This is a genomic window from Corynebacterium marquesiae (genome assembly GCF_030229635.1).
Lineage (GTDB): Bacteria > Actinomycetota > Actinomycetes > Mycobacteriales > Mycobacteriaceae > Corynebacterium > Corynebacterium marquesiae.
The window spans coordinates 54,969-67,907 of record NZ_JASPII010000005.1 but is presented as its reverse complement, the minus strand read 5'-3'; the positions used below and the strand labels follow the sequence as shown (position 1 = coordinate 67,907).

Here is a 12,939-nt window from a genome sequence, read left to right as displayed (position 1 = left end):
TAGAAACCCATGACTAATACTGAACTCAAGCGCGAGCACCCAAATTTCTCGCACCCACAGTCCATTGTTCCGGGCGTCACCGCCGGCAAGATCCTCGAATCTAAAGAGCCGCACGGCGTGCCGATGAAGGATATGTGGTCCCACCAAAAGGACCACATGCAGCTGGTATCCCCGCTGAACCGCCGCAAGTTTGAGGTTCTCGTGGTTGGTACCGGCCTGTCCGCCGGTTCCGCCGCGGCCGCATTGGGCGAGCTGGGCTACAAGGTGAAGGTCTTCACCTTCCATGACTCCCCGCGTCGTGCGCACTCCGTCGCCGCACAGGGTGGTGTTAACTCCTCCCGTGCCAAGAAGGTGGACAATGACTCCACCTACCGCCACACCAAGGACACCGTGAAGGGCGGCGACTACCGCTGCCGCGAGTCCGATTGCTGGCGCTTGGCTAACGAGTCCGTGCGCGTGATTGACCACATGAACGCCATTGGTGCCCCATTCGCCCGCGAGTACGGCGGCACCTTGGCTACCCGTTCCTTCGGTGGTGTGCAGGTCTCCCGTACCTACTACACGCGTGGCCAAACAGGCCAGCAGCTGCAGCTGTCCACCACTTCTGCGCTTTACCGCCAGATCGGCTTGGGCAATGTGGAGCTTTTCGCTCACCACGACCTGCAGGAAATCATCACCTATAACGATGGCGGTAAGAAGCGGGCGGGCGGCATTGTCACCCGCAACCTGATTAACGGTGAGCTCACCGCCTTCACCGGTCACGCCGTCATCCTGGGTACCGGCGGCTACGGCAACGTGTTCCACATGTCCACGTTGGCTAAGAACTCCAATGCTGGCGGCATGATGCGTGCGTATGAAAACGGCGCGTACCTGGCTTCCCCGGCATTCATCCAGTTCCACCCAACGGGTCTTCCGGTCAACTCCGATTGGCAGTCCAAGACCATCCTGATGTCGGAGTCCCTGCGTAACGATGGCCGTATCTGGTCTCCGATTAAGCCGGAAGATGACCGCCCGGCTAATGAGATTCCGGAAGACGAGCGCGACTACTTCTTGGAGCGCCGCTACCCGGCCTTCGGCAACTTGGTCCCGCGTGACGTTGCTTCCCGCGCCATCTCCCAGCAGATCAACAAGGGCCTGGGCGTTGGACCGCTGCACAACTCGGTGTACCTAGACTTCCGTGACGCCATTGAGCGTCTGGGCAAGGATAAGATCCGCGAGCGTTACTCCAACCTCATTGAGATGTACGAAGAGGCCATTGGCGAATCCGCTTATGAGACCCCGATGCGCATCGCTCCGACTTGTCACTTCACCATGGGCGGCCTGTGGACCGATTTCAACGAGATGACCGCTATCGACGGCCTCTTTGCCGCCGGCGAGTGCTCCTGGACCTATCACGGTGCAAACCGTCTGGGTGCTAACTCCCTGCTGTCGGCTTCTGTGGATGGCTGGTTCACCCTGCCGTTTACCATCCCGAACTACTTGGCTGATCACCTTGGTGAGGAGAAGCTTGCTGAGGACTCCCAGGAAGCACAGGCTGCAGTGGCACAGGCACAGGAGCGTATTGACCGCCTGATGGGCGTGCGTGGCGAGGACCCGCACGGTCCGGCCTACTACCACCGCAAGCTGGGCGATATCCTCTACTGGGGTTGCGGTGTGTCCCGTAATGTCGAGGATCTCAAGGTCGCCATCGACAAGGTTCGCGCATTGCGCGAGGACTTCTGGGCTAATGTCCGCATTCCGGGTGAGGCTAACGACATGAACCAGGTGCTGGAGTACGGCCTGCGCGTTGCCGACTACCTGGACTTGGGCGAGCTCATGTGTGTCGACGCTTTGGACCGCGATGAGTCCTGTGGCGCCCACTTCCGTGAGGACCACCTGACCGAAGACGGCGAGGCAGAACGCGACGATGAGAACTGGTGCTTTGTTTCCGCATGGGAGCCGGGCGCTAATAAGAACGAGTTCATCCGCCACGCCGAGCCGCTGTACTTTGATTCGATCCCGCTGATGACAAGGAACTACAAGTAATGAAACTGACACTTGAGATCTGGCGTCAAGCCGGACCGACCCAAGAAGGCCACTTCGAGACCGTCCAGGTGGATGACGCTTCTGAGCAGATGTCCATCCTGGAGCTGTTGGACCACGTCAACGAGGGCTACATTGAGCGCGGCGAAGAGCCTTTCGCCTTCGCTTCCGACTGCCGTGAGGGCATCTGTGGTACCTGCGGCCTGACCGTCAATGGCCGCCCGCACGGCCCTGGCCAGAACACCCCGGCCTGCCAGCAGCGCCTGTTCAATTTCACCGATGGTGACACGATCAAGTTGGAGCCGTTCCGTTCCGCTGCCTACCCGGTCATTAAGGACATGATCGTGGACCGCGCGGCTCTGGATCACGTGATGGAACAGGGCGGCTACGTCTCCATGGATGCTGGTACCGCTCCGGATGCGGATACCATGCACATCAACCACGAGACCTCCGAGTACTCGCTGGACCACGCTGCCTGCATTGGCTGCGGTGCCTGCGTTGCTGCCTGCCCGAACGGTGCGGCTCACCTGTTTACCGGCGCAAAGCTGGTGCACCTCTCCCTCATGCCGTTGGGCAAGGAAGAGCGTGGCCGCCGTGCCCGCAACATGGTTGATGACCTGGAAGCCAACTTCGGCCACTGCTCCCTCTACGGTGAGTGCGCCGATGTCTGCCCGGCCGGCGTTCCGCTGACCGCGGTTTCCGCGGTTACCCGCGAACGTGCACGTGCTGCTTTCCGTGGCAAGGACGACTAAGCTAAGGTTATTCCGTAGGAATACTAGGAACGAGAGAAAGACAGAAAGACTCCGCCATGAGCGATAACACCCACGCAGTCGCTGACTACGCCAGCGAGACCTACCCGGAGTTCTCCGGCAAGATTCAGGACACCTACATTGAAGGCTACGATCCAGTATCCTTCGGTGCTCCTCACTCTTCCCTCCTGCGCACCTCCACCTGGGTGGGCATGGGTCTGATCCTGTCTTGTCTCCCGGCTGCCGGCATCATCATTTGGGGCCTTGGCGTGTGGGATACCCCGCTGGGCACCGCAGGCGAGGGTGACTACACCCTGACCATGATCATCGGCATCATCGCCCTAGTCATTGTGGCCATCGCCGCAGTAGGCACCGTCCACTACGGCCGCCGCTACTACCGCAAGTACCGCAAGGAAACCGGCCGAGTTAACTAAGGTGCTTGCCTAATCCAGGCATTGCCTAAGTTTCTGTACTGACTCGACGTCACCCCCGCCTCCATTAGCATGTTCACCGTGCAGGAGACGGGGGTTGCGTGATCTCTCACCATCTAAACGACGCTGACGCTAGCACGTGGTAACGATTCAACAAGTCGCTGGAATGACGGCAACAACCCTGCATGTCCGTGGTGGGCACTAGTGTTATAGAACGAAGCTGAAATACACCTTCACAATCTCAAGGAGAACTCATGACGCACCGCGCGGAGGAAGGCCTCGAAACGGCTACGGTAACGGCATCGTCGGGTGCTGCTCCCGTGCCGCAGGCTGGCAATCAGGAGGCTCGGCGTGCGGACCTGCGCCGATGGAAGGCGATTGCGCTGTCGTTCCTGATTGGTGCGGCGGTGATCTTTTTGGGATGTTCGTGGTGGCAGGCGTCGGAAAGCGGGGCTCCAGTGTGGGTGGGCTACGTGCGTGCAGCGGCGGAGGCCGGCATGGTGGGTGGCTTGGCAGACTGGTTTGCGGTGACCGCGCTATTTCGCCGGCCGATGGGACTGCCCATTCCGCATACGGCACTGATCCCGAATAATAAGGACCGCGTGGGCGATGCCCTGAGTGACTTCGTGGAGGAAAACTTCCTCACCGCGGATGCGCTGAGCGCCAAGGTTCGCGAGGCGGAGCTGCCATTGTGGCTGGCGCGCCAGGGGGTAGAGCCAGGCAAGGCGGAGGAGGTCTCCGCGTGGATTGGTGAGCGTGCGGCCAGCGTGGTGTCGGATTTGGATCCTGCGGAGGCAGAGCACTTCATCCGCACCCAGGTAATGGACCGCCTAGCCGAGCCGGAGTGGGGCCCGCCGTTGGGCAGGTTGCTGGAGGGCTATATTGCAGATGGCAAGGCACGCCCCCTAGAGGATGACCTCATCGACTGGGCACACGGCAAGATTCTCAGCATGGAGTCCACCGTGGTCACCGCCATCGATGAGCGCATGCCCGGCTGGGCGCCGCGCTTTGCCCGCGAGATGGTGGGGGAGAAGGTCTATACCGAGCTCGTAGAATTCGCCGATGAGGTCCGCCGCAACGGCAACCACGAGGCCCGCCTAGCCATTCGCCGCAACCTGTCCAAGCTGGCCTCCGATCTGCAATGGGATGAGGACATGCGCGGGCGCATCGAGGGCATCAAGCAAGAGATGCTCGCCTCTGACCAAGCACAGCAGGCACCCGCGGCCATGTGGCGCACGGTCTCCACCACGCTCATTGACCAGCTCAATGACTCGGAGTCCTTCCTGCGCCAAAAGATTACGGCCAAGGTCAAGGAGCTGGCGCACCGCCTGCTCGAAGACTCCGAATTTTTAGCCCAGGCCAATGCGCTCGTGGACAAAGCCGCACGCTACGCGGTGGAGAAATTCGCCCCGGAAATCATTGCGATTATCCCTGAGACCATCAAGCGCTGGGATGCGGAGGAAGCCTCCCAAAATATCGAGCTCATGGTAGGCAAGGACCTGCAATTTATTCGTTTGAACGGCACCGTCGTCGGTTCCCTGGCAGGATTGGTGATATTCGCAGTCAATCACCTTATCTTTGGCGCTTAGACAAAAGGAGTAATGAACAATGCGCGATAATAAGAAGATTTTTGATTCCCTGAAGGATGCTGGCAGCGCTGCCTTTGACGTAGCCAAGGACTTCGGCGGCCGCCTGCAGGAGGAGCGCGCCCAGCACGCTCAAGGCGCTGCGGCCAAAAGCCCCTATGGCGCCTCCGGCAAGGAGGGCCTGGTGGATAAGGCCACTGCCACCGCGAAGGAGTTCGGTGCCACTGTGAAGAAGGCCGCCGATGGCACCCGTGAGTCCGCTGCTTTCGACGTCGCTAAGGGCAAGTTCTCCACCGCCTATAACGAGACCCGCGAGGGTGTCATGGATGCCTATAATTCCGCTCAGGCCCGCCGCGCGGAAAAGAAGAATGCGGCGCGCCCTGGCCAGGATTCGGCTCCTTCGCAGGGCGATAATATTATCGATGGCGAAGTAATCGACACCGACGACCCACAGAATTAACCTGCATGTATTTACTTTTGGAAATTGCGTACTCCTTGGATGCCTATATTTTGCGCATCCTCGCCCTGACCGCCATCATCGGCGCGATCCTCGCCGCCACCACGCGCGAGGATGCCTTCCGAGCCGGCGACCGTCAAGGTAAGTGGGTATGGGTAGGCCTGCTGGCCGGCTCCGCAGTAGCGATGACCACCGGCTTGGCTTTTCTGTCTTGGATCGGCGCGGTCATTACCGGCGTGTACTGGTTTGATGTGCGCCCGCAGCTCAAGGCCATTATCAACGGCGACTACAGCTACTAATGCTTAATTTGCTTGACGCCCCGGCCGCGACGGTCAAGGAGCGCGCCGCCGATAACACCGTCCTTGTCTCCCCGCACCATGTTTCCCTTGCCGCAGGCGCGGGCGCGGCCGATATTATTTCTGTCGCGGGGTATCCTACCGGCCGCCACCATACTCTCATCAAGGCCTCCGAGGCGCGCCTGGCCATCCAATCGGGCGCCAGCGAGGTATGGGTCAGCCTCGATGAGACCTTAACGGATGCCAATGCCGTGCTCTCCGAGCTCATTGCCATCCGCGAGGCCTGCCCGGATCCGGCCCGCTTGGGCCTCATCGTGCCGGGGGCTGTGGGCGCAGATGCGGCCGATGCCGCAGCTGCCGCGGTTACGGCTGCACAGCAGGCCGGTTATCAGCGTCTCATTGTGCGCAGTTCTGCCGCCGTGGACAACGAGGAATCCGGTGCCGGGGAAGAGGAGATGAAAAAAGGACCGGCGTTGGCCGCTGCCAAGCTTCCGGTCCTCGAATTTCCCGCCGCTGCGGTTTAGGCGGCTTTCTCCTGCGCGTCCTGCTGCGGCGTGCCATTGCCAGTGGCCCCGCCCTGGCCCGCGGAGTCACCGCCGCCGGCCAGCTTATCCATGTCATTCATCGGAACATCGGTGCCGGTGATGGTGAGCTTGAGCTCGCCATCGAGCACCTCTACGGAATCGACGTTCATGTCCGAGCCCACGAATTGATCCGACATGCCGTTTTGCAGTGCGGAGGAGATGGCTTCGGTGGCCTGGTCCGGCAGCTCAAGGCCAAAGATGGAGGCCTCGGTAGCGCGGATATCCAGCTTTCCATCGTGGGCGGTGGGCTCTAGCGAAAGGTTGGCTAGGCCGCCGGCAAACTTCACGTCCAGCACGTGGTCTTGCTCATTGGCGGTGATCTCCGTGACCACCATATTGCCTATCTTCTCGCTGCCTGCCTGCTCGGAAATGCCCTTCTGGAAGGATGCCAGCAGGTAGTCATCCGGCACGGTGGTAGAAGCGCGTAGCTTGCCGGCTACCGGATTCTCCTGGTCGGTGCTCATATCTTCCACGTGGATCTCGGAGGCAGGTTGGCCCTTGATCTCGGTGCCGTCGATTTGCAGGGTGGACGGCGTGGTCATATCCATTTGGGAAATGGAGCCCTTGAACAGCCCTACGAGCAGTGGGCTGCCGCCAAAGCTGACGGAGGGATCTTCTTTGACCTGGATTCCCTCTTGCTCCGCGGCCTCGTTGAATTGCGAGGTCATCTGGTGACCGATGAACCAGCGCAGGCCGAACTCGGCCAAGAGGATGAGCACGAGCAGTGCTACAAGGATGCCAATGATGATTTTCCAGGCGAGTGAACCCGCCGATCTCTTCGAAGCCATGCGTACCAGTGTGGCGCATGAGACGGCGCGGGGCAAAGTCTGCGGGAGCCTTCGGGCACATTGCTAGGCACTTCACAGCTCCCCAGCTGCCATCAGCGCGCGGCGCGTTTAGTCCCGTGGCGCGACAGACTCCCAGTCCACGGTGAGCACATTATCGCGCAGGCGCCGGCGGACGGGGTGGATGTTAAAGGGGGCGTCGGCAAGCATGGCGCGTGCCCTACGCCAGCGCACGCGCGGACCGTAGGGCGCCCAGCCGGCAGCCCGATCCCAAGCCTCGTCGGTGGCCTGAAGCAGTTCGTGGATGGGCTCGCCGGGCACGTTGCGGTGGATGAGGATTTTGGGCAGGCGCTCGGCAATATCGGAAGGGCGCGCCACATCAAACGGGTCCCACGCCAGGGTGAGGGTCCGCGGACCATGGGCATCGAGCAGCAACCAGGCCGCGCGCCGGCCGAGCTCATCGCAGGTGCCCTCCACAAAGAAGCCGCCCGGGGCAAGGCGGGAACACACCGTCTGCCAGGCCTCCTCCACCTGGTCCACGTCATACTGGCGCAGCACATTAAACGCGCGCACCAGCTGCGGCCGGTAGCCGGCCAGCTCAAAACCGCCCAGCTCGAAGCGCACGCCATCGCGCGGCGGCAGCACCCGGTCCGGGTGGATTTCCAACCCGCGCACGTCTACCTGCGGATTTGCCCGGCGCAGCCACCCTGCCCACTCCACGGTGGTGGCGTGCGAGGCCCCGTAGCCCACGTCGAGCGCCAGCGGGGTATCTACATGCCGCAGCAGCGCGGAAATCTCCGGGTGCGCGAGCATCCACCTATCGCAGCGCCGCAGCCGGTTGTGGTTGGTGGTGCCGCGGGTGATAACGCCAAAAGGCCGACCCGCAGCTGCGCTAGCGCGCAGATTATGTGCGTGGTCGGCCATAAATTTCGGTTCTGTAGAACTTAGGCGTTCTCAGAGATCCACTGTTCGGTCAGCTTGCCCTCGTTATCGAAGAGCTCGCCCAGGGACTCGCCCACCTTCGGCTCGATGGCGGCGCCCATCATCGGGATATTGACGGAAATCTCGTTGACGTAGGACAGCTTGGTCATCTCGCCCTCGCCAGCCAGGGAGATATCACCCTTGAAATCAACCGGGGTGCCCTTGACATCCGCGGTGTAGTTAACGTCAGCAGCCTCGCCGCTGAGCTCGCCCACGGTAACCACGCGCTTGACCTTCAGGTCCTGGGAGACCATGGCGCGCACTGCCTCTGGCAGCAGGGTGGTCGGCAGAACCTCGAAGAGGGTGGCTACGTTATCGCTGAAGTCGTGCACCTGGCCTGCCTCAGGGGAGAGGTTGGCCACGATGTACTCCCAGTATTCCTTGGTGAGCAGCGCCTTGTGAACCTTTTCGATGGGCTGATTGATGGTTACGGTGTTTTCACTACGGGTTGACATGCCTAACAGACTACCTTGGTAGGCGTGCTTGATAAATCTTTGACGCAACAGCTCACAGAGATCGACGGGGTAGAACTGGACCCCGCCGCCACCTTCGCGGACCTGACTACGCTGCGTGTGGGCGGAAAACCGCAGGCCGCACTGCGCTGTTCGCAGCCAGACGCTGCCGTCGCCGTGGTGCGTGCCCTTGATCACGCCGAAGTGAAATTCATCGTCGTTGGCGGCGGCTCCAACCTCTTGGTGGCCGATGGTGCAGTGGATCTCGTCGCGGTCATCCTCGACTTCGACGAGGTCTCTATGGACACCGAGACCGGAATGGTGCGCGCACAGGCGGGCGCCGTCTGGGATGACGTGGTGGCTCGCTCCGTGCAGCTCGGCCTGGGTGGCATCGAGTGCCTCTCCGGCATCCCCGGCACCGTGGGCGCGGTCCCCGTGCAGAATGTGGGTGCCTATGGCGCGGAGATCTCTGAGGTCCTTACCCGCGTGCGCCTTTATAACCGCCGCACCGATAGCGATGAGTGGGTCCCCGCCTCCGATCTGGAGCTAGCGTATCGCTATTCCAACCTGAAATTCACCGGCCGCGCCGTGGTCCTTGAGGTGGAGCTGCAGCTCGATACCGAGGGCCTTTCCCGCCCGCTGCGCTTTGGCCAGCTCACCCAGAATCCGGGCGAGCGCCGCCCCGTGGCCGAGGTCCGCGAGCAGGTCCTCAAGCTGCGCCGCGGCAAGGGCATGGTGCTCGACCCCACCGACCATGACACCTGGTCCGCCGGCTCTTTCTTTACCAACCCGGTGGTGGACTCCGCTCTTGCCGACGCCGTCCAGGCCAAGGTCCGTGTCTCGCTTGGCGACGCCACCGCAGACTCCATGCCCCGCCACCCCTCTGCAGAGACCGGCCGGGAAAAGCTCTCCGCCGCCTGGCTCATTGACCGCGCCGGGTTTGCCAAGGGCTACCCGGGCTCCGGCCAGGCCACGCTCTCGACGAAGCACACGCTGGCGCTGACCAACCGCGGCGAGGCCACGGCCGCCGATATCGTGGACCTCGCCCGCACCATCCGCGACGGCGTCCATGAGACCTTCGGTGTGGAACTCGTGCCCGAACCCGTCTGGATTGGCCTCGCCCTCGACGAGTAGCACGCGACTGCTTTTCGCTCCGGGCTCTAGGGCCTAAAACCTCCAAAGCAGCCACGATAGCGCCCTTAACCACACGGTTTTCGGGACTATCGTGGCCGCTTTTTCAGTTCGGCAACTAGCGTGCCGGCGCATCCGCCTAGCTTAGGCGGCCATGACCTGGAGCCACTCATCCTTAGCACCCAAGAATGCGCGGGCCGCCTCCTGCGCGCCCTCCAAGCTGTGGTGCGCACCCCAGCCGCACTGCTCTTCGTTGGCGGCCGGTACCTCGGTAGCGTTAAGAATATCGTTAAGCGCGCCTTCCACCGCGCGCAGCAGCTCATCTTGCTCCATGCCGTTGGTGATGGCGTAGAAGCCAGTGCGGCAGCCCATCGGGGCAAAACCGATGAGCTTATCGGTGTAATTGCGCATGAAGTTGGCCATCATGTGCTCCACCGAATGCAGCGCCTTGGTATCCAGGTGGTCCTGGTTCGGCTGGCAGAAGCGCAGGTCATACTTGATGATTTCGACGCCGCCGCCCAAATCCGTGCGGTCGGCCACGCGGATATATGGCGCGCTGACTAGGCGGTGATCGAGTTCGAAGGACTTAACGTTGAGCTTCTTATCATTCTGTTCAGTCATGCTTCTCCAGTGTAATCACAGCTGAGTGTCACTTCCTGAAATAGATTCTTTACCGCATACGCTGGGATAATATGAGCACACTGGACGATTCCGCCGAGGTTCCTGGCGCCGCACGCACCCCTGGCAATTCGTCTTCCGGCGAACCGCCGAGCGCTGCGGCTACTCCGGTGGGCAAATCCGTCTATGAGGGCGCGGATAAAATCGTGCCGAGCACTGCGCCCACCGTGGTCAAGATTGAAGGCCACACCGAAAATGTAGATCCGTTGGCCCGCGGCAACCGCCTGCGCAAGGAAAGCTGGGGGCTGGTGCTCCGCCGCGTGTGGGCGGACTTCTTCCACGATGCCTTGATGGATCGCGCCGCCACGATGACGTACTTCACGCTCATGGCCTTTGCCCCCACGGTGCTCGCGGCCTATTCGATAGCCACGCTCATCTTTTCCTCCCGGCGTGCCGAGGTACACGAATTAACTTCGCAGTTCATTGCAGACTACGTGCCCAGTTCGATGACGGAGCAGGCCGAAAAACTGGTTGGCTCCATCATTGGTTCCACGGCACAAGGCACCTTCGCGCTGGTGGTATCCGTGCTGGTTTCTCTTTTTGCCGCCTCGGCCTACGTGCGTGCCTTCTCCCGCACCGCCAATACCGTTTACGGGCGGGTAGAAGGCCGCGGGATTATCCGCACTTGGGCGCTCATGTGGGGGCTTACCATCATCTTGGTCATCGGCGCGGTCATCGTGCTTTTTGCCAACCTGCTGCGCGATACGATTGTGAGCGGTGTGGTCGAACCGCTGGCTGGCAAGCTGGACATGCAAGGCACCGCGGATTTTTTGGGCGGCATCTTTATGCCAGTGTGGAATTGGCTGCGCTTCCCGCTCACCGTGGTGATCGTGCTGAGCTTGATCGCTATCTTGTATCACTTTTCCCCGAATGTGCGACCGGCGCGCTTTCGCTGGATAACCCTCGGCTCCGTAGTGGCGCTTAGCACCAATGTGGTGGTGTGGGGAGCATTTGCGCTGTATACCCAGCGCTTTGCCGGAGCCAGCGTCTACGGCGCCTTCAGCCTCATCATGGCCGTATTCATGGCCGTGTGGCTATCTAATACGATGCTCATTTTGGGCATCAAAATCGATGCGGAGGTTCTGCGCGCCAAAGAACTGCAATTGGGCCTGCACGCCGCGCGGCATATTCAGGCCCCGCCGCGTTCTGATGCCGCCGCTAAATCCCAAGCCCGCGCCCAGCACGACCTTGAGGAACGATCTGAGCGCATCTACAAACAGGCGGTGCGCCGGGAAGCGCGTGAAGAAGGCTAGCCCTGGTTGAGCAGGGCGAGGAGATCGCGCTGGACATCGCGGCGGCGCAGCTTGCCCAGCTGGTCGGCGGCGAGCGTCTCCATGGCAAAGAAGCGCTGCGGGACCTTATAGCGCGCCAACAACCCGCGGCAATGGTCGCGCAAGGCGGGCTCGTGGAGCTGCGCGCCGGGCGCAAGCACCACGCAAGCGGCGACATCCTCGGAACCATCGGAGCGAGGAACGCCCACGACCGCGGCTTGGGCAATATCAGGATGGGAGGTTAAGGCCTCCTCCACCTCGCCGGGATAGACATTGAAGCCGCCGGTGATGATGATTTCCTTGATGCGGCCCACCAACCTGATATGGCCATCGGGCTCGCGAACGCCCATGTCTCCGGTGCGGAACCAGCCTTCATGGAAGGCGGCGGCGGTGGCGGGGGCGTCGGCAAGGTAGCCGCTAAAGACTTGCGGGCCGCGGGCGAGGATTTCGCCGGCCTCGCCATCCGGCTGGGTGCGGCTGAGGTTGTGGGGATCGCCGATGTGCAGCTGCGTATCCGGCAGCGGCAGACCGATGGTGCCGGCGCGCCGGGTGCCATCGAGGGGATTGATAGTCAGTACGGGAGAGGTCTCCGTGAGCCCATAGCCTTCCACCAGCAGGCCGCCGGTGCGTGCCTCCCATGGCTCGATGATGCGCGAGGGGAGCGAGGCCGCGCCCGAAATGGAATAATGCACCCCGCCAAGATCCGAGGGAGACTCGGAGTTTGCGGCCGTGGCCGCGTAGTTCATGGCGCGCTCGTAGATGGTGGGCACGCCCGGCATCCAGGTGGGGCGGCGGGCGGCAAGCGCCTTGGTCACCGCGTCGGTGTGCGGGGCAGGCAGCAGGATGATCTCGGCCGCGCAGCGCACCGCGAGGAGCACGCTCATCGTCAGGCCATAGGAATGGAACATGGGCAGCGCGGCTAGAAAGCGCTCGTGGCCAGCGCGCAGCGGGGCCTGGGTTTCTAGCTGCAGGCAGTTCGCCGCGAGGTTGCCGTGGGTTAAGACCACGCCCTTGGGGCGGGCGGTGGTGCCGGAGGTGTAGAGGATAAGGGCGGCGTCGGCAAGCGTGGCTGGGTGCGCCTCCACTGGGGTGCCGTTTAGCGGAAGCGGTGCGCTAATGGAGACGGAGATGGTGGTCTCAACCTGCGTGGAGACGGTGGGGGCGATGTCCTCCCAGGCAATCGCCACGCGGGCGCCATGGTGGGCGAGCAGCGGGGTGAGCTCGTGCGCGGTATAGCGCGGGTTATGCTCCACCACCACCGCGCCCAAGCGCAGAATGGCGAAGAATGCCACCACGTGCTGCGGGCAATTAGGCAGCAAAAGCGCCACACGGTCGCCGGGGCGCACGCCCATCTCGCGCAGGGCACCGGCCGCGGCCGCCACCTGGGCATCGAGCTCGCCATAGGTCAGCGTCTGGCCAGCGAAGTAGGTGGCGGGGCGCTGGGGAAACCTCGCGACGGCTGCCGCGAGGAAATCCGTCAAGGTAGCGCCATAGTGAATTTCTGCCATAGCCGCTA

At 62.2% G+C, this 12,939-nt stretch carries 14 protein-coding genes; 9 read left to right on the top strand and 5 right to left on the bottom strand.

Features of this window, described 5'->3' with window-relative positions:
* Positions 1-9: 9 nt before the first annotated feature.
* The 7 genes from QP971_RS04750 (at position 10) to QP971_RS04720 (ending at position 6,065) form a co-directional block, all read left to right on the top strand.
* Positions 10-2,025: a fumarate reductase/succinate dehydrogenase flavoprotein subunit gene (locus QP971_RS04750; RefSeq protein WP_049377821.1), complete on the top strand. Its 2,016-nt coding sequence runs from the start codon at positions 10-12 to the stop codon at positions 2,023-2,025.
* On the top strand, positions 2,025-2,774 hold the full coding sequence (locus tag QP971_RS04745) for a succinate dehydrogenase/fumarate reductase iron-sulfur subunit (protein WP_198492427.1): 750 nt from the start codon (positions 2,025-2,027) through the stop codon (positions 2,772-2,774). The genes QP971_RS04750 and QP971_RS04745 overlap by 1 nt, the downstream gene beginning before the upstream one ends.
* A 56-nt stretch (positions 2,775-2,830) precedes the next feature.
* The gene (locus QP971_RS04740; RefSeq protein ID WP_049377823.1) at positions 2,831-3,205 is read left to right on the top strand and encodes a hypothetical protein; all 375 of its coding nucleotides are present in this window, start codon (positions 2,831-2,833) and stop codon (positions 3,203-3,205) included.
* 251 nt (positions 3,206-3,456) lie between these two features.
* Positions 3,457-4,791 carry a DUF445 domain-containing protein gene (locus tag QP971_RS04735; protein WP_284810986.1) on the top strand — a complete coding sequence of 445 codons (1,335 nt, stop codon included), beginning with the start codon at positions 3,457-3,459 and terminating at the stop codon, positions 4,789-4,791.
* Positions 4,792-4,810: 19 nt separating this feature from the next.
* Positions 4,811-5,248 carry a CGLAU_01105 family protein gene (locus QP971_RS04730; RefSeq protein WP_284810985.1) on the top strand — a complete coding sequence of 146 codons (438 nt, stop codon included), beginning with the start codon at positions 4,811-4,813 and terminating at the stop codon, positions 5,246-5,248.
* 5 nt (positions 5,249-5,253) lie between these two features.
* The gene (locus QP971_RS04725; protein WP_284810984.1) at positions 5,254-5,544 is read left to right on the top strand and encodes a DUF2516 family protein; all 291 of its coding nucleotides are present in this window, start codon (positions 5,254-5,256) and stop codon (positions 5,542-5,544) included.
* Positions 5,544-6,065, top strand: coding sequence for a beta/alpha barrel domain-containing protein (locus QP971_RS04720; RefSeq protein WP_284810983.1), 522 nt, complete (start codon positions 5,544-5,546; stop codon positions 6,063-6,065). The genes QP971_RS04725 and QP971_RS04720 overlap by 1 nt, the downstream gene beginning before the upstream one ends.
* Here QP971_RS04720 and QP971_RS04715 read toward each other — a convergent pair.
* From QP971_RS04715 to QP971_RS04705, 3 genes are all read right to left on the bottom strand, one after another.
* Positions 6,062-6,913 carry an LmeA family phospholipid-binding protein gene (locus QP971_RS04715; protein ID WP_198492433.1) on the bottom strand — a complete coding sequence of 284 codons (852 nt, stop codon included), beginning with the start codon at positions 6,911-6,913 and terminating at the stop codon, positions 6,062-6,064. The two genes, QP971_RS04720 and QP971_RS04715, sit on opposite strands and share 4 nt — an antisense overlap.
* A 108-nt stretch (positions 6,914-7,021) precedes the next feature.
* Positions 7,022-7,834 carry a class I SAM-dependent methyltransferase gene (locus QP971_RS04710; RefSeq protein WP_284810982.1) on the bottom strand — a complete coding sequence of 271 codons (813 nt, stop codon included), beginning with the start codon at positions 7,832-7,834 and terminating at the stop codon, positions 7,022-7,024.
* A 20-nt stretch (positions 7,835-7,854) separates the two neighbouring features.
* The gene (locus QP971_RS04705; protein WP_049377830.1) at positions 7,855-8,346 is read right to left on the bottom strand and encodes a DUF2505 domain-containing protein; all 492 of its coding nucleotides are present in this window, start codon (positions 8,344-8,346) and stop codon (positions 7,855-7,857) included.
* 24 nt (positions 8,347-8,370) lie between these two features.
* Here QP971_RS04705 and QP971_RS04700 point away from each other — a divergent pair, with 24 nt between their 5' ends.
* On the top strand, positions 8,371-9,477 hold the full coding sequence (locus QP971_RS04700) for a UDP-N-acetylmuramate dehydrogenase (RefSeq protein WP_284810981.1): 1,107 nt from the start codon (positions 8,371-8,373) through the stop codon (positions 9,475-9,477).
* Positions 9,478-9,618: 141 nt separating this feature from the next.
* Here the strand turns inward: QP971_RS04700 and QP971_RS04695 are convergent, their stop codons facing one another.
* The gene (locus QP971_RS04695) at positions 9,619-10,095 is read right to left on the bottom strand and encodes an S-ribosylhomocysteine lyase (RefSeq protein WP_023020462.1); all 477 of its coding nucleotides are present in this window, start codon (positions 10,093-10,095) and stop codon (positions 9,619-9,621) included.
* A 71-nt stretch (positions 10,096-10,166) separates the two neighbouring features.
* Between QP971_RS04695 and QP971_RS04690 the strand changes: the two genes are divergently transcribed.
* A complete protein-coding gene (locus tag QP971_RS04690; RefSeq protein WP_053087545.1) occupies positions 10,167-11,405 on the top strand; it encodes a YihY/virulence factor BrkB family protein in 1,239 nt (412 codons plus the stop codon).
* Here QP971_RS04690 and QP971_RS04685 read toward each other — a convergent pair.
* The gene (locus tag QP971_RS04685) at positions 11,402-12,931 is read right to left on the bottom strand and encodes an AMP-binding protein (RefSeq protein WP_284791607.1); all 1,530 of its coding nucleotides are present in this window, start codon (positions 12,929-12,931) and stop codon (positions 11,402-11,404) included. The two genes, QP971_RS04690 and QP971_RS04685, sit on opposite strands and share 4 nt — an antisense overlap.
* Positions 12,932-12,939: the final 8 nt, after the last annotated feature.